Genomic DNA, 19,824 nt, shown 5'->3' on the forward strand with positions numbered 1-19,824 from the left:
TGGCTGAAAATGATCTATGCAAACGTTTTAACAAATTTGAATTCTCGGTTATGATTAGCTTGCTGATAAAGCGCTTACTTAACCTGGATTTTATCGATACCCTCTGTAATTTGAGTCAAGTGCCTATAGAAAGAGGAATAAATCTAACTATTTGGACAAACGTTTGCACAATATTCTGGATCATCTAAAACGCAAACATTTGTATGAGATCCAAATATTTCTGAACAGGTGCTTGATCGGGTTAAGCGCATGCAGAACAAAAAGGGGAAGGGATGATTTACACATGAAAAAAGGTAAAAAATTTAGTTTTATGACACTCTCGCTTGCCATGACGGTCTTTTTGGCTGCATGCGGCACCGGTAACAATGCACCTGCCGAAACTGAACCAGCACCAGGGGCAGAGACACCACCTGCTGAATTAGAGGAGCTTCTTCCTGAAGAAGGCGCTGAGCTTACCGTATGGGATGGCGGCGATCAGAAAGGATTTATTGAAGAAGTGGCCAAAGCATTTGAAGAGAAACATGGGGTCAAAGTCACCTTCACTGAGCTTGGAGCTGACAAGGCAATGAGCCAGATGGTAACGGACGGACCTGCCGGTGTAGGCGCTGACGTATTCGCAGGCGTGCATGACCAGATCGGTCAAGGCGTTACTGCAGGGGTTATTATGCCAAATGACTGGTTTGAAGAAGATACCAAAGCAAGAAACAGTGAAGTGGCTGTTAATGCTCTGACATATGATGGAATTCTATACGGTTATCCAAAATCGGTTGAAACAACGGCTGTGTTCTACAACAAAGATTTGATTGATGCAGTTCCTGCTGACTGGGATGGTGTGAAGGAGTTTGCAAGCACCTTCAATGATACGAAGAGCAATAAGTTCGCAATTATGTGGGATGTAGGTAATGGTTATAACGCGTTCCCGTTCTTTGGTGGATATGGTTCTTATGTATTTGGAAGTGATGGCACAGATCCTACAGATATCGGCTTGAACAATGAGCAAGGAATTGAAGCAGCGACTTTCCTGCAAAGTCTGAAAGAGATTCTGCCGCTCAATTCCTCCAACATTAATGGTGACATTCGTAAATCCTTGTTCACTGAAGGCAAGCTGGCGATGAACGTATCGGGTCCTTGGGATGTGGGTTCTCTGAAGGAAGGCGTAGCTAATCTCGGAGTTGGCGTATATCCTAACCTTCCTAATGGTGAGCCAATGAAGCCGTTCTCTGGCGTGAAGAGCTATTTTGTAAATGCAAATACGAAGTACCCGAATGCAGCTAAGCTGTTCGCTGACTTTATTACAAATGCAGAGAACCAAACGAAGAACTTTGAAATGACAGGTGCGCTTCCTGCAAATACAGAAGCTGCAGCAAGTGAAGCGGTGAAGAACGATGAGATTGCTTCTGCTTTCCTTGCACAATTCGAGAATTCCATTCCGATGCCTTCCATTCCGGCTATGGCCCAATTCTGGTCTCCAATGGAAGCAGCTCTGTCCGAGCTGTGGAATAACAACAAAGATCCTAAAGCAGCGATGGACAGCATGGTAGAGCAAATGAAGAGCAACATTCAAACAGGTTCTTAATACGTAGATTAATATGTAGAAAAAGACAAGAGGCCATCGCGTGAGACTTCAGTAACATGAGTTTCTCGCGGTGGCTCCATACCATCTATCGGAAGGAAGGGCTGGGACCATACATGAGTAGAGGACAATCACCGGCAATGATGTCAACCGGGAAGCCGCAGTCGGCTTCGGGGAGCCATGCCCGCACAGGCGCTATTTTATCAGCTGTATTCATGGGGCTTGGGCAATGGTATCACAGACAATGGGTAAAAGGCGCAATCTTTTTTCTAGTCGAAGTCATTAGTTTATATTTGATCATTACACAGCTGGGGGCCAATCTATGGGGGCTCGTAACACTGGGAGATTCACCTGCCAGAATGGAGAAGGTAGGACGTCTATATCAAAATGTGCCGGGTGATCATTCCATATTCATGATGATATATGGGCTCGTAGCATTGATATACTTCGTGCTTCTTATTGCTTTTTACATTGGAAATATCAAGGATGCTCATCGTATCGGACAGCTCCGTGATCAAGGGAAGCAGGCACCATCCTTCCGCGAAACGGTAAAGCAGCTGCTGGACAAAGGTTTCCCATATCTGCTGCTATCGCTCCCGACCATCGGTGTGCTCTTTTTTACTATATTACCAATCTTGTTTATGGTCCTGATGGCCTTCACGAATTATTCCGCCCCCGACCATATCCCGCCGAAGAATCTTGTGGATTGGGTCGGCTTCGATACTTTTAAGAATCTCTTTACGCTGACGGCTTGGAGTAATACCTTCTTTGGCGTATTGATCTGGACCATTATCTGGGCGATCGTGGCTACGGTAACGACGTATTTTGGAGGTATCCTGGTCGCTTTGCTCATTCAGCAGCATGGGATTCGCTTCAAAACAATGTGGCGTACGATTTTTATTATCCCTTATGCAATTCCACAGTTTATCTCGCTGCTGATTATGAAGAACCTGTTCAATTCACAATTTGGACCGATCAATCAATATCTAGGCATGCTGGGACTTGGCGGGCTGCCGTGGCTGAATGATCCATTCATGGCCAAAGTGACGGTTATACTCGTCAATATGTGGATTGGTATTCCGGTATCCATGATTCTTGTGCTTGGTGTGCTTACAGCGATTCCGAAGGATTTGTATGAAGCGGCCGAGGTAGACGGAGCATCCGCATTCCAGAAATTCCGCAACATTACAATGCCCTTTGTACTATTCCAGACTGCGCCGATTCTGATCATGCAGTTTGCGGGCAACATCAATAACTTTAACGTCATCTTCCTGTTGACCGGAGGTGCTCCGGCGAACGGTGACTATGCATTTGCGGGTAGTACAGACCTTCTCGTAACGTGGCTTTACAAGCTGACGCTGGATAATCAAAGGTACAACTTTGCATCTGCGATCGGTATTCTCATATTCTTAATCATCGCCTCGTTCTCGATCTATAACTATCGCAGAAGTCGTTCGTTTAAAGAGGAGGATATGATTCAATGAAGAGAAAAAAACGGATTAAGCTCACCTTCAGTTATATTTTGCTGATTCTGATCGCCATCGTATGTATATATCCTGCTCTATGGATTATCATGTCATCCCTTAAAGTGGGGGATTCTCTGTACAGTGAGACGATCATACCTGAACAATTTACACTTCAGCACTATAAAGATCTGTTTATGCCGCAGGCTGACAAGGATATTCCTTTTCTCCAGTGGTACTGGAATACGCTGAAGATTGCGGTCACCAGTATGGTGCTCGGAACGATAATTCAAGTGCTTACTGCCTATGCGATGTCTCGGTTCCGGTTTAAGGGACGTCAGACGGCTATGTCTGTTATTTTGATTCTTGGGATGTTCCCAGGCTTCATGAGTATGATTGCTGTATACGTAATGCTCCTGCAAATGAATCTGCTGGATTCAGCTTGGGCTCTTATTCTGGTGTACACGTCGGGTGCAGCACTCGGTATGTTTGTAGCGAAGGGCTTCTTCGATACCATTCCACGTGCGCTTGAAGAATCGGCATTGCTCGATGGGGCGAGTCATATGAGAATTTTTGTTTCTATTATACTGCCGTTATCCAAACCGATTATTACGTACATTTCTTTGATGACATTCAGCGGCGCATGGGTTGACTTTATATTTGCCAGACTGATCCTGCGCTCACGTGAAAACTGGACATTGGCCGTTGGCTTGTATGAGCTGGTGAACAGCTACACGAGTACCGAATTTACGCTGTTTGCGGCGGGATCTGTTCTCGTAGCCCTGCCGATTACACTCCTATACATGTTCCTGCAGCGCTTCCTGGTGGATGGCTTGACTGCGGGAGCAACGAAAGGGTGAGGTTCTATGGCGCCGCGCCATCTGCTTGGGCTAAACAAACGATTTGGTTATCCCGCCATTGTTCTCTTAATGGCTTGCATGCTGGCTGCGTGCAGTAGTGAAGGAGCAGAACAGCCATCGCAGCAAGGAGAAGACTCTGCTGCAATAAATACCGAGGCTGGGCAGAAGAGCTCTGATGGGAATCATTCCGCCGAGGAATCAGAAGCAGGGGGCCAAGGTAACGCTGAGCTCGTAATCGATGAACAGCCGTCAACCGTTTATTATGAGATCTTTGTTCGTTCCTTCTATGATTCCGATGGGGATGGGATCGGGGATCTGAACGGAATTACGGAGAAGCTGGACTACTTAAATGATGGTCAGCCTGGTGGAGATGATCTTGGGGTGGGAGGCATCTGGCTGATGCCAATCAATCCCTCTCCAAGCTATCACGGATATGATGTGACAGATTATTATGATGTCCATCCCGATTACGGAACGAAGGATGACTTGAAGCACCTGCTGGATGAAGCGCATGAACGGGGCATCAAGGTCATTATGGATCTGGTCGTCAATCATACGAGCACAGAGCATCCATGGTTTAAGGAATCGAGTGCATCCTTGGATAGTGCATATCGTGATTGGTACAGCTGGGCAGAGGACACAGGCGAGAATACAACAGGCATGAGTGCCGCAGGCAGTGGACCGGCTTGGCACGAGCTGGGCGGCAAGCATTATTTGGGTACCTTCTGGAGTGGAATGCCTGACCTCAACTTTGATAATGAAGAAGTTCAATCTGAGATGCTGGCGATCGGTCAGCACTGGCTGGAGTTTGGCTTTGACGGATTCCGGCTTGATGCAGCAAAGCATATTTACGAGGATGTGCAGAGCGACCGCAGCGCAGAAACAACGGAGAAGAATGTAGCTTGGTGGCAGGAGTTTAGAACGGCCATGAATCAGGTTAAGGAAGATGCTTATATTGTCGGAGAGGTGTGGGAGAACTCCCCTGTCTCTGTAGCACCTTATTTGGACAACGCGTTTGACTCGGGCTTTAACTTCGGACTGGCAGATCAAATCATTCGTACGGTGACCAATGAGACGAATGGAGGGTTCATCGTGCAGCTAACCCGGAATTATGAGCTGTTCAATGAGAAGTCCGAAGGAGCCTTTGTTGATGCCGTCTTTCTGGCCAATCACGATCAGAATCGCGTGATGAGTCAGCTGGGCGGATCGGCAGATCATGCACATATGGCGGCATCCATTCTATTAACCCTTCCCGGTAATCCCTTCATCTATTATGGTGAAGAAATCGGAATGGAAGGTGCTAAGCCGGATGAGCAGATTCGCGAGCCTATGTTATGGTATCAAGCGGAGGCTGGAGCTGGACAGACAACGTGGCAGACACCGAAGCATAATCTCGGAGAGGATGCGGTGAGCGTGGAGGATCAGCTGCAGGACAGCTCATCCCTTCTGTCTCATTATCGTGAACTGATCGATTGGAGAAATGGAAGCAGAGCCCTTACAGATGGGACTATTGCCGATTATGATCTGGATGACGATCAATTGCTAGGGTATGTCAGGGCAGCAGAGGGTGAGCGGGTGCTCGTCCTTCATAACCTCTCTAATGAGGAGAAGGAAGTTGCTCTGGACGATTCAGAAGTGAAGTATAGCGAGCTTCTACATGCCACAAACGCAGAAGTACAATGGGCAGATCAGACATTGACGCTGCCGCCCTATACTTCCGTGATTATAAAATAATTCAGCCATATTATAATGAAGAAAGACCCTCTCTCAAACGCTGAGTCAATTTCCTTGACCAGGGCCATGTAGGAGAGGGTCTTTCTCGTTTTTAAGACGAATGACAGGCAGAAGCAGAGGAACAGGCAGCTATCTGATTAATAACACTGCACATATAGTATTTGCCAAGTTGGAATAGTCTGAATTATCGGGAAGGGCTGCGTCTGCAGCAGTACGGTTACACCGGGATTGGTGAAGAGAACAATACCAAGACGAACCGTTAAATTAAAAGGATTCGGCCCCGTGATCAAGACGGCCCAGCGATACGTACAATAAGGCAGCATCCAAGGGAATCGGGCACTGCGATACTCGGTATACTCTGACTCCGTATCCTCTGAGTAAACAGGTGCATCCTCTGGTCTTGGCCCGCCTAAGCCGGGAAGAAGATTGCCTAGAATTCCTCCAGGAGAACCGCTTCCGCTTGGTACGCCAATGCCTCCAATGGAAGAAGAACCTATTCCACCTGAAGGGATCTGCCAGGCTGAGCCGCCTGGTCCTGTCTGCTGACTGGATTGTGCGACTAAGCTTTGTGCCTGTGCCGGATTTGAAGTTAACAGCTGATACTGCTGAATGGCTTGAAGTGGAGGACTTGGTAATGAGGTAAGTATATTGGAAGGAATGGCTTGAGTAGCATTCGGTGTAGCAGCTAAGCTTCCTACATTAATCGACCCGAGCAAACTTTGAAGCGGTATAGCTCCGCCTCCTGCCCCTGCTGGGGGAAGTATCGGTATGAATGACAATTGAATCAGCTCCCATACAGTAACTTGGTGCATACGCCCATGCTCTTATATATATGGGTTAGGGAGCTTCTGGGTTCCTGTATTCATGGCTGAGGAAGGACCAAAATTGTTGACCTGCCGGTGTCAGCTCGTTCATTTTAGATAATGTGATGTGTATTAAGACATCTTCCTTCGATAGGCCGGGGATTGGTAGCTTTATGACTCCTCGATTAGCCGATGTTACTGCGCTTTCAGGAAAAAAAGTAATTGCTTTGCCTGCCGCAACCATGTTTACAGCTGCTTCGGGTGTCGCTGCAAACACTCTCTCCCACAAATGGGCGCCTGTTATCTGTGTAAAGCGCCCCATTCGCTCAGATATCCATCCGCAGCTCTCATAATTAACAAACATATATTTGCTTAGTTCTCCAGGATGCAAATTTGACTCGTGCGCAAAGGGATGGTTCTCGGGGACGAGAAGAATCAGTTCATCTGTCCGAATCAGCACCTTGTCAGAAGACTCCTCTAATGGGCTGCCCAGCTTGTCCAGCCTGGCCGCAATAAAGTTCTCCTCACTGCCTGGATCTGATACCTCATCAAACAAACGATTTGAAATCCGGATGCCAGGATATTGATCTGCGAATTGAGCGATAAGACTGGATAGATAATAGGTAGAGACAATGGGATCCGATTTGATCTGAAGGCTTCCTTGATTCAGTTCACTGAACAACTGTGCGGTCCGCCGTGCCGTCTGATCCAGATTGATCATTTGCTTGGCATAAGGCAGGATGGCTTTTCCCGCCTCTGTAAGCAGAATTCTTCCCCGTGTTGAGATGAATAGAGCGGTCCCCATATCCTTCTCAAGGCTCTTCATATGAAAAGAAACTGTTGGCTGCTTCATCTCAAGCTCCTTGGCGACATCCGTAACCTTATTCCACTTATCTATCAAAACAAGAATTTGAAATTTAATTAAATTCATTGCGTTGTTCCTCCTGGGTTGAAGCACTGACATTTGTAAACGAACATTTAACATCAACATATAGTGATATTGTAAAAATAGACGCTATATTTGGGATATAAGCTCATAAATTAGCTCATTATAAGAGGGATTGCAGGTAAAAAGGCGTGCTTCTTTATATCTATTATAGATTTATTATATGTTTTAATAGATTTCATGTATACATATTTAATACACATTTAACAAAGGATAAATTTTAAGATGATGCACTACCACTAGAATGAGTAATGTAAGTGGTGAACACAAATAAGACCACACACAAATTGGGGGAGGACAACCTAACATGTTCAAAAGAGTTAAGAAATTACCTTTGATGATGACTACACTAGCGATGACCGTCGTACTCGCAGCCTGCGGATCAGGTACGGATACGAGCGGATCTGGAAATACAGACCCAGCAGGAAGTTCGAATGGCAGCGGCGGAGAAGCAACACAGCTTAGCGGTTCCGTACTTGCAGTAGGATCTACAGCGCTTCAGCCGCTTGTTGACCAAGCTGCACAAGACTTCATGATGATAGAAGGCAATGAGAACATTACAGTTCAAGTTCAAGGCGGCGGTAGCGGTACAGGTCTTACACAAGTCGCTGATAAGCAAGCAGATATCGGTAACTCTGACGTATTCGCTGAAGAGAAGCTTGAAGCGGATCAAGCAGAACAACTCGTTGACCACCAAGTAGCTGTTGTTGGTATGGCAGCAGTTCTTAATAAAGAAGTAGGCGTGACGGATCTGACTAAACAACAGCTGTCCGATATCTTCAACGGTAAAGTAAAGAACTGGAGTGAAGTTGGTGGAGCCGATCAAGAGATCGTAATCATCAACCGTCCAGCAAGCTCTGGTACTCGTGCTACTTTCGAGAAATATGCACTTGGCGGAGCAGCTCCTGACCTTGAAGGTTCTATTCAAGAAGAATCCTCTGGTAACGTTAAGAAGCTCGTAACTGAAACTCCTGGTGCAATCGGCTACCTGGCATTGTCCTACTTGGATGATACGCTGACTGCAGTGAAATATGAAGGTATTGAAGCAACTGTAGAAAACATTGAATCTGGTGAATATCCAGTGTGGGCTTACCAGCATATGTACACAAACGGCGAGCCGAATGAAGTAACAAAAGCATTTCTTGACTACATGGTTTCTGACGATATCCAGAACACTTATGTTGTAGAGCTTGGTTACATCCCGGTTAGCGGTATGCAAGTTGAGCGTGACGTAGAAGGTAACATCACTGAAAAATAATGCTGAATACGAATTAAGCGGTATGAAATCTAGATTCTAAGTAATGATTTCATACATGACCTAATGAGAAGAGGCGGGCAAATTTGCCCGACCTCTTTCGTTCGGTTAACGAGATGATATACAAATTATACTAAAATGATTCAAAAGGATGGTTTAGATGAGCCTAACGAAGAGGGAGCCGGCGCTTGAATCCGGCGAACAGTCTCGTCCCAAGCGGGAGAAGCATTTCTACGAGGATTGGATCGGTAAAATATATACTTCCATCTGTGTAGTTTTCCTTATCGTCGTCATAGTATCAATTGTTTATTTTGTAGCCTCCAAAGGGCTTGCTACCTTCTTTGTTGACGGCGTAAGCGTCAAAGAGTTTTTCACATCAGCAACATGGAGTCCGACATCTGATCCGGCTTCTTACGGGGCTCTGCCATTCATTGTCGGCTCCTTCGCTGTTACAATTCTGGCAGCACTAATTGCAAGTCCCTTGGCGCTCTGCGCCGCACTGTTTATGACCGAGATTGTACCTGGTAAGGGTAAGCGAATTCTACAGCCGGCCATTGAGCTTCTGTCCGGTATTCCTTCAGTTGTTTATGGTTTTGTTGGTCTGAGTGTTATCGTTCCGTTACTGCGTTCGATCTTCGGAGGTACAGGGGTTGGTATTCTTGCAGGATGCCTAGTCTTATCCGTCATGATTCTTCCTACCATTACAAGTATTATGGCAGATGCGATTACGTCTCTTCCTGGAGGGCTCCGTGAATCCTCTTATGCACTCGGAGCTACTCGCTGGCAAACCATTGCCCGTGTTGTTATTCCGACGATGCTTCCTGCGCTCCTGACGGGTGTCGTGCTGGGTATGGCACGTGCGTTTGGTGAAGCGCTGGCGGTACAGATGGTCATCGGTAACGCTCCATTTGTTCCAACTTCATTACTGGAGTCAGCATCAACATTAACGAGTGTAATTACGCTTAGCATGGGTAACACGGCAATGGGTTCAGTGCACAACAATGCGTTGTGGAGTATGGCGCTTGTCCTGCTGATTATGACCTTCTTGTTCGTCCTGCTGGTGCGTTTGCTTGAAAGGAGAAACCGGGTATGATGAAACCAAAAACAGCCGATAAATTAGCTACTGGCATCATCATCGCTTTCGCTGTATTTATTATTGCGATCTTGGTGGGTTTGATCGGTTATATTATATTCCGCGGCGTCAGCCATATCAGCTGGGACTTCCTTACCAGCCGGCCGCAAAACCTTCGCGGAGGAGGCGGTATTGGGCCGCAGCTCTTTAACTCCGTGTTCCTGCTTGTCTTGACCCTGATCATCACCATTCCGCTCGGCTGGGGAGCCGGTATTTATATGGCGGAATATGCGAAACCCGGCAAAATTACAAACTTTATTCGATTGGTTGTTGAAGTACTGTCTTCTTTCCCTTCCATCGTTATCGGTTTGTTCGGTTTGTTATTACTTGTTAACACCTTCGGGTTTGGCTTCTCGCTCTTGTCCGGTGCGCTCGCGCTCGCGGTATTTAATCTGCCGCTGATGGTGCGTACAACAGAGCAGGCCTTCCGTTCTGTTCCGACGGCACAGAAGGAGGCGGGCCTTGCACTCGGCTTGTCCAAGTGGAAGATCATTACTTCCATTCTGCTTCCTGTTGCGCTGCCTAGCATGATTACAGGTACGATTCTTGCTGCAGGACGGATCTTCGGTGAAGCGGCAGCCCTGATGTATACAGCCGGTATGAGTAGTCCGCCGCTTGACTTTACGGACTGGAATCCGTTCAGCGAAAGATCACCGCTGAATCCGATGCGTCCGGCAGAAACACTTGCCGTGCATATCTGGAAAGTAAATAGTGAGCAGCTTGCGCCTGATGCGGTTGAGATTGCGGCAGGAGCTTCAGCTGTGCTCGTTATCCTCGTTCTCATCTTTAACCTGCTTGCGCGCTGGCTTGGACGCGTTGTATATCGTAAAATGACAGCAGCTAAGCGTATGAACTAGTAGAATCGGCTTTTTGTATATAGGGAGGTACTTTGAATAATGCCACAACAACCTTTTAGCACAGAGGATCTGAGTGTTTTTTACGGGGAGAAAGAAGCAGTGAAGGGAATCAGTATGGAGTTCCCGAAGAATACGGTAACTGCCTTGATCGGTCCTTCTGGATGTGGTAAATCCACGTTCCTGAGATCTTTGAACCGAATGAATGATGAGATCGCCGGGGCTCGCGTAACAGGTCATATCTGGATGGACGGCAAAGACTTGAATGCGCCAGGCACAGATGTTATCAAGCTTCGACAGAACATCGGAATGGTGTGGCAGAAGCCAAACCCGTTCCACAAATCGATCTATAACAATATTGCATTTGGTCCGAAATACCGTGGTATGAAGAAGAAGAAGGATCTGGACGAAATTGTGGAAAAAAGCCTGCGTCGCGCCGCTCTGTGGGACGAGGTCAAGGATCGGCTTAACGATTCTGCCTTGGCTCTGTCGGGTGGACAACAGCAGCGTCTATGCATCGCTCGCGCACTGTCGGTCGAGCCGCAAATATTGCTGCTGGATGAGCCGGCATCTGCACTAGACCCGGTATCCACAGGAAAGATTGAAGAGCTGATTACAGAGCTCAAAAAAGATCTGCGTATCGTTATTGTTACTCATAACATGCAGCAGGCAGCACGGATTTCCGATTTTACAGCGTACTTCTTCCTGGGCAATCTCATGGAGCGCGATGTAACCGAGAAAATCTTCTCCAATCCGGAGAACCAATCGACTCAAGAATATATTATGGGACGTTTCGGCTGATCCAAAATCATCGAGCATTCATAATAGTCAGAAGAGCACAGCATACTTACGGCTTAACGAGCCGAGGCTGTGCTCTTTTTGCATAGTAGTCCGTTGAGTCAGGTTATTAGAGAGAGGGTTTGAATGGATAAATATAGAAAAAGTATAAATAAGCTTCTTCAATCCAATGCTAACCTGAAAGGGACTATTTATGGAGCAATCATTCGCCAATTGGCGTCGAAAAGGCTTGCTGCTTGGAAGTATCGGGATCTCCAGGATTGGAGATTTTGTCTATCTCATTGCGATTAACGTGTTGATTCTGAATATGACGGGTTCTCCTGCAGCCGTTGCAGGATTATGGATCATTGCACCAGCAGCCTCACTACTGACGAAATTCTGGGCTGGAAGCTTGGTGGATCGATACAATCAGCGGCAGATTATGATCATTACTGATTTGATCCGGACTGTATTTGTAGCTGCTCTCCCGCTGCTGCCCGAGCTGTGGATGATTTATGCCTGCCTGATGATTAACAGTATGGCCTCTTCTATTTTTCAACCGGCTTCGATGACCTATATCGTTAGACTTGTACCAGCAGCAGAACGCAAGCAGTTTAATGCTTTTCAGGGTTTAACGACCTCGGGGGCTTTTCTGGTGGGTCCGGCCATTGCCGGGGTGCTGCTCATATATATGAAGCCTGATATTGCGATCTATATTAACGCAGCATCCTTCTTGATATCAGCCTTCTTGTTATCGCTGCTCCCCAAGCTACCTATAGAGGTGCAAGAGGGAGAAGCGGCAGGACAGAGGATAACTTATCGCATGATAGCAGCTGATTGGAGCGGTGTAATGAAGTTCAGTAGATCTAACGCATATGTCATATTTGTCTACAGTCTGTTTCATTTTATTTTACTGCTAGGTATGGCGCTGGACTCACAGGAGGTTGTATTTATTCGCAGTACCCTTAAGATGTCTGAGCTGGAATACGGATTGATTGTCAGTCTGACAGGAGCAGGAAGTGTCGCCGGAGCATTTCTGAATTCGATATTAGCAAAATGGATTCCAGTCAAACATATGCTGGGAGGGGGAATGCTGCTTGTATCTGCAGGGTATCTGATCTTCTCCATCTCGAATTCATTCGTATGGGCTGCAGCTGGTTTCATCCTACTGGGCTTTTTCTCGTCTTTCTCCAATACGGGTCTGGCGACCTTTTATCAAAATAATGTTCCTGCAGCCATGATGGGCAGGGTAACAAGCATATTCGGCCTGATGGTTAGTCTGCTTCAGATAGCTGCTATTATAACGTTTGGTGTTATTGCCGAGCTCGTGTCGCTGCGTTACGTCTATTTTACAGTATCGATCGTGCTAGTCCTTCTATCGTTGTTGCTCTGGTTAATTAGTCTTCAGCGTTCGAGAGGCGGCTATTTCGATGAAGACAAGTCACAGATTAGATTGTAGGACAGACTAACATCAACGTATGCAATGGCATTAACAGGGGTAGAAGTATAAGCAAATATAAAAGATTATGCATAATATATTATAGAAGCAATAGTGAATCCATCAGAATTTAAATATCAATGCGTTAGAAAATATAACACAAACCAGTTTTATACAAGGTGTCATCGTTACTTTTGTTGACATGAGGTCGGCTTATCGATTAATCTGTTTATAGTGAATTTGAAGCTTTGAATAAATACAAAAGAATAGGACTGCGGATGAAGATCAATGGGAGAGATCGCGTGGGGAAACCACGGGACACCGAAGGAGCAAGCTGATAAGCACCCGGCTTATACAGCAGAATCTCTCAGGTAGAAGAACCTTGATTCGACGCAACTCTGGAGAGAGCCGATGCGCCGCCAAAGGGGTAAGTGAGAGTGAGGGCGATTGCTGTACGCCGGCCACTTCTGACGAAACTTTCAGGTACCAGGACAGAGAGAGGGGATGTACACCCTTACTCTGTCCTTTTTTGCGTGGAAGAACGGATAATTCTGCACACAATAAGCTAGAACCTAAAACAATGAGAAATGGGGAGTTATGATGACAAGGTTCAAGGATGTATTCTCAATTATCGGGCCGGCAATGACGGGACCGTCCAGCTCCCATACTGCAGGGGCTGTTAGACTTGGGCGTATTGCCCGGCAGTGGCTTGGAACGAGACCGGAGAAAGCGAAGATGATATTATACGGCTCTTTTGCCGACACTTATACAGGACATGGAACAGATCTGGCGCTGATCAGTGGACTGATGAATATGGCTACCGATGATGAGCGGATACCGAATGCAGAAGAGTGGGCTGAGCAGCTGGGAATGGAATATGAGTTTGTCACGAGCGGTCTTCCGGCGGCACATCCGAATACCGTCAAGTTTGAGCTGTCTGCAGGAGATCGGGCTTGTACGATGGTGGGAGCTTCGATTGGTGGAGGGAACGTTACCGTCTCTTTATTGGATGATTTTCGGGTACAGCTGACAGGTGATTTTCCTGCGGTGGTGCTGAGGCACTCGGATAAAGCCGGGGTCATCGCTTCAGTAACATCTGCGATAAGTGAGTCCGGTGTTAATATTGGCTTCATGCAGGTCGATCGTAAGGGCCGGGATGGAGAAGCGCTGACAGCAATGGAGACAGATACGATACCGGCTTCGGATGTGCTTAACAGACTGAAGTCTCTGCCTCATATTTATGATATTAAGGTCATTGATTTGAAGAAGGGGGACGATACCGATGCGGTTTAAGCACTTGAAGGATTTGAATGCAATTTGTACGGCAGAAGGCAAGACGCTGGCTGAGCTGATGGTTGAAGAACAGGTGAAGGAGACCGGAACACCAGAGGCTGAGGTTGTGAGGCAGATGTCGGATTACTATCAGGTCATGAAGCAGGCTGTGCATAAAGGGATGAACGAGGATACAACCTCGCGCAGTGGACTGACGGGTGGAGACGGCCAGCGGGTCCGCCATTATTTGCAGAACAATCAGAGCTGCTCGGGTGACGCCTCTACACTTGCTATGGCCTATGCGCTTGGTGTGTCGGAAGTGAATGCTTCCATGGGAAGAATTGTGGCAACGCCTACGGCGGGTTCGGCAGGCATCATTCCCGGTGTTTTCGTAAGTGCGCAGGAGCGTTTTGGCTGGGAAGATGAGCATATGGTGAATGGCTTATTCTCTGCTGGGGCCATAGGTTATGTCATTGCCAACAATTCCTTCATCTCGGGTGCCGAGGGCGGATGTCAGGCAGAAGTCGGATCAGCGATCGGGATGGCAGCCGGGGCGATGGTTGAGCTTCGCGGCGGAACACCGGAACAGGTTGTACATGCGGTCGGCTTAGCTCTGAAAAATACACTCGGATTGATCTGCGATCCGGTGGCAGGGCTGGTTGAGATTCCGTGTATTGTAAGGAACGGATTAGGGGCAGTTACGGCGCTTGCAGCTGCAGATATGGCGCTGGCAGGGGTACGGAGCGCGATTCCTTCTGACGAAGTCATCGACGTCATGCTTGAGGTGGGAAGCGCAATGCCGAGCCGTCATCGGGAGACGGCCCAGGGCGGACTCGCGCAGACGCCAACGGGTAAGAAGCTGACGAAACAGCTGGCAGATACGAAGAAGGAAAAAACCAAGCCTAAGAAAGCGGCAGATGAAGCAGAAATGTAGTGGATGTTGGAGCATGGTGTAGTGGATTCAAGAGTCCGAAAATATGGAACGTGTCTTAGCCACGGAATTTATTGAGCTCCATAGTGGGTTATCCCTTATGTAACAACACCAAAAAAAGCCAAGACGATTGTATAGGTTTTCAAATGAGGTCCCTGCTCGTCTTGGCTTTTTATATTCGCGTTATTAAGCTTGGTTAAATATTTCACTGAGCAGCTTAATCGAATGTAATCTTGCCTGATGATCATAGATCGGGCTGGTTACAATGAACTCGTTAGCGCCGGTTTGCTTCAGCATTTGATTCAATTGATCACGGACACTGTCCTTATCTCCCATGACAGAATAGCGGAGCTGCCCTTTCACAATGGCTTTCTCCTGCATATTCCAGTCCAGCTCGTCAACCGGAGGCTGCATCAGACCGAAGCGTCCACGGATCATATTGAGGAATTGCTTCTGATGTGAAGTTGCAAGCTTATGGGCTTCTGCATCTGTCTCTGCCACAAAAGCGTTTAGAGCGACCATGGCATAAGGCTCCTCCAGCACTTCGGAAGGCTGGAAGTTGTTATAGTAGTAATCCAGTGCAGGCAGCAGATAGTCTGGAGCGAAATGGCTGGCAAAAGAAAACGGCAGACCTTTGCGAGCTGCAAGCTCGGCGCTGAAGCCGCTTGATCCGAGCAGCCAGATCGGGATGTCGAGTCCACGTCCTGGATATGCATGCACCTGCATTGATGAGGTCGACGTCGGTTTGAAATAATGCTGCAGCTCCTCTAGGCGCTGCGGGAAATCCTGACCGTCACTTCCTGGTCCGCGGCGAAGCGCGCGAGATGTCAGCTGGTCAGAACCCGGAGCACGTCCGAGACCCAGATCGATGCGTCCAGGATACAGAGATTCGAGTGTACCAAACTGCTCTGCAATAACGAGAGGGGCATGGTTTGGCAACATAATACCGCCAGAGCCGACGCGAATACGCTTCGTCCCGCCTGCAATATGACCGATAACGACAGAAGTTGCTGAGCTTGCAATCCCCGGCATGTTATGATGCTCGGCCAGCCAGAAGCGGTTATAGCCAAGCTCGTCTGCATGCTGAGCCAGCTCAAGGGAGTTCTTCAGCGCATTGCCGATGTTGGAGCCTTCTGTTACTGTGGCCAGATCCAGAATGGAGAAGGGAATCTCCTCTAATTTCTTATGAGTTGTAGATTCAGTAGTCATTGATGTGTAGTAAGCCTCCTTGTGGTTAGTTTGTATCGTTAATCTTTCGAGATAGGGCATAAAAAGAATAGCATTTTCATTATATCATAAATTATAGATATGTGGATCTTGCCTGAATTCATATTAGTTATGTGTAAGTTAGGGCTGTGGCATGCATGTAAAAAAAGCCGGCTCCATATAGCGGAGCCGGCTTGTCTATCACAAATAGAATTCAGTTCACCAAGAAGAGTTAAACGATAGTGTATCCGCCGTCAATCGGTACCATAGCACCGTTCATGAATTTGGCCTCATCAGAAGCGAGGAATACAGCTAGATCAGCAACTTCTTGGGCTTGACCGAAGCGATCCAATGGAATCTTGTCGGTAGGGCGAGTCTTGAGCATCTCTTCTGTCATTGGAGTAGAGATTGTACCCGGGCAAATCGCATTGATCTTAATATTGTACCTGCCATACACTGCCGCGAGGTGCTTCGTATAACCAATCACTCCATGCTTGGATGCAGTATAGGCTGCGCCTCCCATCTGGGCAACGAGTCCAGCAATAGAAGCAATATTCACGATGGTTCCTTGTTTACGCTCGATCATATGAGGCAGTACTAGATTGGAAATACGGAAGATGGCTTTGAGATTAATATCGAACATTAAGTCCCATTGTTCTTCAGTCGTTTCCAGACTGTTCGTATACTTGTCAAAGATCCCGGCGTTGTTAACAACGATGTCAATCTGACCGAAGGTATTCTTCGTATATTCAACCATATTCGAGAGATCTTCCAGCACAGTGACGTTCACTTTGACAGCTGCGGCTTGGCCGCCGTTCTCTTTAATTTGCGCTGCGACTTGCTCTGCACCTTCGAGGTTCATATCGGCTACGATGACTTTAGCGCCTTCTCTAGCAAATGCAAGCGCTTCCGCTTTACCCATACCGGAGGCTGATCCGGTAATGATTGCGACTTTATTTTGTAATCTCATTATAATTACCCCCTGTAAAGTGGATGAATGTAACTAACTCTTACAGGTTTAATTATAGACTTCTCTTATATAATATCTAATACATATTTAGACATAATTCTATAACCTTAAAGTTATAAAAAAGATTTCGAGTAATTCTAGGTTTGATGGTAATACGTAGAGACGATGTTGCGAAAAAAATCAACCGTAAACTGCCGAAATTCCACGGCCGCTTTGGTAAGATAATGTTCCTTGTTCCAGGCAATACCGATGGTACGCTTACAGTTCGGGTTACTGATCCGAAGCTGGACCGTATTAGGACCCCACTTGTTCAGTAGAGATAATTGAGGCGTAAAAGAGATACCTGCACCGAGCTCTACCAATCGCAGGATCGCCCCTGCCTCCTCCAGTTCAATTGAAGTGTTCGCTGTAAATCCAGCCTGACTGCAGAAGTGATCACATAGATCCCGAAATTCATATCCAATAAAACGATTAATAAAAATCTCATCCTTGACTTCCTCGAGAGAAATGCTGTCGCGATCTGCAAAGGGGTGGTTGCTCGGAACGGAGAGGAAAATCTCCTCTTCAAGCAGTGGCATCCATTCGATATGACCTCCAAATATAGGGCTGGAGGAAATGCATATGTCCATACTGCCTTGTTCAAGCGGGCCCCTCATATCTTTTGAATGAATTTGATATTGCTTGATTTCGACCTTGGGGTGGAGCTTCAAGAAATCAGTCAGCAGAAAGGGCAAAATATGCGGCAACGAAGTGCCAACCGATATGATGCCATTATCGAGACCGGACATATCGCGAATTTGGCGCTGACCTTCTTCAATCTCTTGAAAGATACGATCGACTCGTACAAGAAACGAACTCCCGAAATTATTGAGTCTGATTTGTCTGCCTTCCCGATGGAAGAGTGGTGCTCCGAGTCCTTCTTCAAGGCGGGCAATGGTTTTGCTTAGTGCAGGCTGAGAAACATTGAGTTCCTGAGCTGCCTTCGTCATGTGTTCACAGCGGGCGGTAACTTGAAAGTAGCGAAGCTGCTGAAGTTCCATATCGTTGTAACCTGCTTTCTATAATTGATAACCTCGATGGAATGATTTTATTAATAAATATGTATTATACATTGTTATTATATTCTTATAAGATAGTGGAAGAAAGAGCGATGTCACAATTCCGTCAATTTTATGATGTGTATATAGAGACAATTTAATGAATCAAGAAGTCATGACCAATGACCCTACAGGGGATTTCTTATTGTAATAGTTGCTTCTATAAGTTGTGACGCCTCTTTGAGTAAACGCTTTCAAAAAATGAGTTGAAAAAAGAGAAAGGGGATGTTATGCATGTCATCTCAACCCAAACAGTTTAACCGATGGGCTGTTTTTGCAGCAGCTTGGATTATTATTTTCTGTGTATCCTCTGTAGCCATCTACAGTGTGTTTTCGGATCCGATGACCAAAGCTCATGGATGGGCCACATCAGATTACAACTTGGCTTATTCCTTGTACACCTTGATTTTTGCTTTGATTGCTATTTATGCGGGAAGAATAACCGATAAATATGGGGCGAGAGTGTTAATGTATGTAGGGGGTGTACTATTCGGGCTTGGTTGGTTTCTTACCGGTTATGTCCAAAGTATTCCGATGTTCTATGTAACCTTTAGCTTGATTGCCGGTGGAGGAGCAGGACTGATGTACAACTCCGCCCTTGTTACAGCAGTCCGTTGGTTCCCGGATAAGGGTGGGAAAATTTCCGGGCTATTATTGTCCAGTGCGGCAATTGGTCCGTTTATTCTGTCACCGGTTTCTGCGACGTTGATCGAACGGATGGGGGTTGTTTCATCTTATCAGATCCTGGGGATATTCTATACCATTGCGATTCTCCTTACGGGGTGGTTGTTAGTCTCTCCGCCTGCGGATTACAGACCTAAGGGCTGGAATCCGGATCAATCCACCTCCGGCAGCACTTCAACGGGCACGGTGATGAATTATAACTGGAAGGAGATGCTGAAATCGCCGCTGTTCTATCTGCTCTTCTTAACGCTGGTCAGCGCAAGTACAGCAGGTACCATGATGGTCAGCTCGGCTTCCATTATAGCTCAGGACCAGATTGGATTAACAGCTGCAGCAGGCGCAATCATTGTCAGCATCAGCACGCTTGCCAACTTTGTTGGTAGACTCAGCTTTGGTGTTATTTACGATAAATTTGGTGACTACGCTGCATTGCTTGTAAGTCTACTCATGACCATTGCTGCACTTCTATTGATGACGGTAGCTAAGGATTATACATTCTTTGCAATCTGTATCATATTGCTTGGTTTTTCCTTTGGGGGTTTACTAGTTGTGTTCCCTCCACTGACGAGCAAGTCGTTCGGACCTAAGAATCTGGGTATCAATTATGCGATCGTGTTTGTTGGTTATTCCGGCGGTTCATTTGTGGGCCCTCGGATCGCCTCCTACTATAAAGAAACGACAGGAGCATTTACAAGTGCATACGTATCGGCTGCAGTGCTCACCGCTATCGGAATTATGCTCGTCGGTGTCATTATGTATATGAATAAAAAAAGACTGGAGAAATCAGCGATTTAAAGACGTCTCCGAACTCCAGATCGGGGATATAGCA

The 19,824-nt window shown here is 46.7% G+C and carries 17 protein-coding genes and 1 riboswitch; of the genes, 12 read left to right on the plus strand and 5 right to left on the minus strand.

What is annotated here, in order from left to right; translation table 11 throughout:
- Window positions 1-283: 283 nt before the first annotated feature.
- The 4 genes from TCA2_RS09630 (at window position 284) to TCA2_RS09645 (ending at window position 5,630) form a co-directional block, all read left to right on the plus strand.
- Window positions 284-1,576, plus strand: a complete 1,293-nt coding sequence (locus tag TCA2_RS09630) for a maltose ABC transporter substrate-binding protein (RefSeq protein ID WP_052511861.1) — start codon at window positions 284-286, stop codon at window positions 1,574-1,576.
- A 140-nt stretch (window positions 1,577-1,716) separates the two neighbouring features.
- Window positions 1,717-3,057, plus strand: a complete 1,341-nt coding sequence (locus tag TCA2_RS09635; RefSeq protein ID WP_047911639.1) for a carbohydrate ABC transporter permease — start codon at window positions 1,717-1,719, stop codon at window positions 3,055-3,057.
- A complete protein-coding gene (locus tag TCA2_RS09640; RefSeq protein ID WP_047911389.1) occupies window positions 3,054-3,896 on the plus strand; it encodes a sugar ABC transporter permease in 843 nt (280 codons plus the stop codon). Before TCA2_RS09635 ends, TCA2_RS09640 begins: the two co-directional genes overlap by 4 nt.
- Before the next feature lie 6 nt (window positions 3,897-3,902).
- Window positions 3,903-5,630 carry an alpha-amylase family glycosyl hydrolase gene (locus TCA2_RS09645; RefSeq protein ID WP_047911390.1) on the plus strand — a complete coding sequence of 576 codons (1,728 nt, stop codon included), beginning with the start codon at window positions 3,903-3,905 and terminating at the stop codon, window positions 5,628-5,630.
- Between the two features lie 137 nt (window positions 5,631-5,767).
- Here the strand turns inward: TCA2_RS09645 and TCA2_RS09650 are convergent, their stop codons facing one another.
- On the minus strand, window positions 5,768-6,442 hold the full coding sequence (locus TCA2_RS09650; RefSeq protein ID WP_047911391.1) for a hypothetical protein: 675 nt from the start codon (window positions 6,440-6,442) through the stop codon (window positions 5,768-5,770).
- Window positions 6,443-6,467: 25 nt separating this feature from the next.
- The gene (locus TCA2_RS26125) at window positions 6,468-7,364 is read right to left on the minus strand and encodes a LysR family transcriptional regulator (protein ID WP_052511863.1); all 897 of its coding nucleotides are present in this window, start codon (window positions 7,362-7,364) and stop codon (window positions 6,468-6,470) included.
- 322 nt (window positions 7,365-7,686) lie between these two features.
- On the opposite strand from TCA2_RS26125, the gene TCA2_RS09660 reads away from it, so the two are divergent.
- From TCA2_RS09660 to sdaAA, 7 genes are all read left to right on the plus strand, one after another.
- Complete coding sequence (locus TCA2_RS09660; RefSeq protein WP_047911392.1) at window positions 7,687-8,637, plus strand: phosphate ABC transporter substrate-binding protein PstS family protein; 951 nt, start codon at window positions 7,687-7,689, stop codon at window positions 8,635-8,637.
- Window positions 8,638-8,794: 157 nt separating this feature from the next.
- Window positions 8,795-9,727, plus strand: coding sequence for a phosphate ABC transporter permease subunit PstC (gene pstC / locus TCA2_RS09665; protein WP_047911393.1), 933 nt, complete (start codon window positions 8,795-8,797; stop codon window positions 9,725-9,727).
- Window positions 9,727-10,623 carry a phosphate ABC transporter permease PstA gene (gene pstA, locus TCA2_RS09670; protein WP_047911641.1) on the plus strand — a complete coding sequence of 299 codons (897 nt, stop codon included), beginning with the start codon at window positions 9,727-9,729 and terminating at the stop codon, window positions 10,621-10,623. The genes pstC and pstA overlap by 1 nt, the downstream gene beginning before the upstream one ends.
- A gap of 39 nt (window positions 10,624-10,662) precedes the next feature.
- Complete coding sequence (pstB, locus tag TCA2_RS09675) at window positions 10,663-11,421, plus strand: phosphate ABC transporter ATP-binding protein PstB (protein ID WP_047911394.1); 759 nt, start codon at window positions 10,663-10,665, stop codon at window positions 11,419-11,421.
- Between the two features lie 190 nt (window positions 11,422-11,611).
- A complete protein-coding gene (locus tag TCA2_RS09680) occupies window positions 11,612-12,856 on the plus strand; it encodes an MFS transporter (protein ID WP_047911395.1) in 1,245 nt (414 codons plus the stop codon).
- Window positions 12,857-13,114: 258 nt separating this feature from the next.
- A riboswitch (glycine riboswitch) is annotated at window positions 13,115-13,227 on the plus strand.
- Between the two features lie 205 nt (window positions 13,228-13,432).
- Window positions 13,433-14,128 carry an L-serine ammonia-lyase, iron-sulfur-dependent subunit beta gene (gene sdaAB / locus TCA2_RS09685; protein WP_238546335.1) on the plus strand — a complete coding sequence of 232 codons (696 nt, stop codon included), beginning with the start codon at window positions 13,433-13,435 and terminating at the stop codon, window positions 14,126-14,128.
- Window positions 14,118-15,041: an L-serine ammonia-lyase, iron-sulfur-dependent, subunit alpha gene (gene sdaAA, locus TCA2_RS09690; RefSeq protein WP_047911397.1), complete on the plus strand. Its 924-nt coding sequence runs from the start codon at window positions 14,118-14,120 to the stop codon at window positions 15,039-15,041. The genes sdaAB and sdaAA overlap by 11 nt, the downstream gene beginning before the upstream one ends.
- A 183-nt stretch (window positions 15,042-15,224) precedes the next feature.
- On the opposite strand, the gene TCA2_RS09695 is transcribed toward sdaAA, so the two are convergent.
- From TCA2_RS09695 to TCA2_RS09705, 3 genes are all read right to left on the minus strand, one after another.
- Window positions 15,225-16,247: an LLM class flavin-dependent oxidoreductase gene (locus TCA2_RS09695; RefSeq protein WP_047911398.1), complete on the minus strand. Its 1,023-nt coding sequence runs from the start codon at window positions 16,245-16,247 to the stop codon at window positions 15,225-15,227.
- Window positions 16,248-16,476: 229 nt separating this feature from the next.
- Window positions 16,477-17,214, minus strand: coding sequence for an SDR family NAD(P)-dependent oxidoreductase (locus TCA2_RS09700; RefSeq protein WP_047911399.1), 738 nt, complete (start codon window positions 17,212-17,214; stop codon window positions 16,477-16,479).
- Between the two features lie 137 nt (window positions 17,215-17,351).
- Window positions 17,352-18,254: a LysR family transcriptional regulator gene (locus TCA2_RS09705; RefSeq protein WP_047911400.1), complete on the minus strand. Its 903-nt coding sequence runs from the start codon at window positions 18,252-18,254 to the stop codon at window positions 17,352-17,354.
- 291 nt (window positions 18,255-18,545) lie between these two features.
- On the opposite strand from TCA2_RS09705, the gene TCA2_RS09710 reads away from it, so the two are divergent.
- Window positions 18,546-19,790, plus strand: coding sequence for an OFA family MFS transporter (locus tag TCA2_RS09710; RefSeq protein ID WP_047911401.1), 1,245 nt, complete (start codon window positions 18,546-18,548; stop codon window positions 19,788-19,790).
- Window positions 19,791-19,824: the final 34 nt, after the last annotated feature.

This window comes from Paenibacillus sp. TCA20 (assembly GCF_000732325.1).
GTDB lineage: Bacteria > Bacillota > Bacilli > Paenibacillales > Paenibacillaceae > Paenibacillus > Paenibacillus urinalis.

What these genes read in the sequence shown, in the direction of transcription:
- TCA2_RS09645 (WP_047911390.1), top strand. Translation starts at nt 3,903, where the DNA reads ATGGCGCCGCGCCATCTGCTTGGGCTAAACAAACGATTTGGTTATCCC.
- TCA2_RS09680 (WP_047911395.1), top strand. Translation starts at nt 11,612, where the DNA reads ATGGAGCAATCATTCGCCAATTGGCGTCGAAAAGGCTTGCTGCTTGGA.
- sdaAA (WP_047911397.1), top strand. Translation starts at nt 14,118, where the DNA reads ATGCGGTTTAAGCACTTGAAGGATTTGAATGCAATTTGTACGGCAGAA.
- pstB (WP_047911394.1), top strand. Translation starts at nt 10,663, where the DNA reads ATGCCACAACAACCTTTTAGCACAGAGGATCTGAGTGTTTTTTACGGG.
- pstC (WP_047911393.1), top strand. Translation starts at nt 8,795, where the DNA reads ATGAGCCTAACGAAGAGGGAGCCGGCGCTTGAATCCGGCGAACAGTCT.
- TCA2_RS09660 (WP_047911392.1), top strand. Translation starts at nt 7,687, where the DNA reads ATGTTCAAAAGAGTTAAGAAATTACCTTTGATGATGACTACACTAGCG.
- TCA2_RS09630 (WP_052511861.1), top strand. Translation starts at nt 284, where the DNA reads ATGAAAAAAGGTAAAAAATTTAGTTTTATGACACTCTCGCTTGCCATG.
- TCA2_RS09640 (WP_047911389.1), top strand. Translation starts at nt 3,054, where the DNA reads ATGAAGAGAAAAAAACGGATTAAGCTCACCTTCAGTTATATTTTGCTG.
- pstA (WP_047911641.1), top strand. Translation starts at nt 9,727, where the DNA reads ATGAAACCAAAAACAGCCGATAAATTAGCTACTGGCATCATCATCGCT.
- TCA2_RS09700 (WP_047911399.1), bottom strand. Translation starts at nt 17,214, where the DNA reads ATGAGATTACAAAATAAAGTCGCAATCATTACCGGATCAGCCTCCGGT.
- TCA2_RS09695 (WP_047911398.1), bottom strand. Translation starts at nt 16,247, where the DNA reads ATGACTACTGAATCTACAACTCATAAGAAATTAGAGGAGATTCCCTTC.
- TCA2_RS09710 (WP_047911401.1), top strand. Translation starts at nt 18,546, where the DNA reads ATGTCATCTCAACCCAAACAGTTTAACCGATGGGCTGTTTTTGCAGCA.
- TCA2_RS26125 (WP_052511863.1), bottom strand. Translation starts at nt 7,364, where the DNA reads ATGAATTTAATTAAATTTCAAATTCTTGTTTTGATAGATAAGTGGAAT.
- TCA2_RS09635 (WP_047911639.1), top strand. Translation starts at nt 1,717, where the DNA reads ATGTCAACCGGGAAGCCGCAGTCGGCTTCGGGGAGCCATGCCCGCACA.
- sdaAB (WP_238546335.1), top strand. Translation starts at nt 13,433, where the DNA reads ATGATGACAAGGTTCAAGGATGTATTCTCAATTATCGGGCCGGCAATG.
- TCA2_RS09650 (WP_047911391.1), bottom strand. Translation starts at nt 6,442, where the DNA reads ATGCACCAAGTTACTGTATGGGAGCTGATTCAATTGTCATTCATACCG.
- TCA2_RS09705 (WP_047911400.1), bottom strand. Translation starts at nt 18,254, where the DNA reads ATGGAACTTCAGCAGCTTCGCTACTTTCAAGTTACCGCCCGCTGTGAA.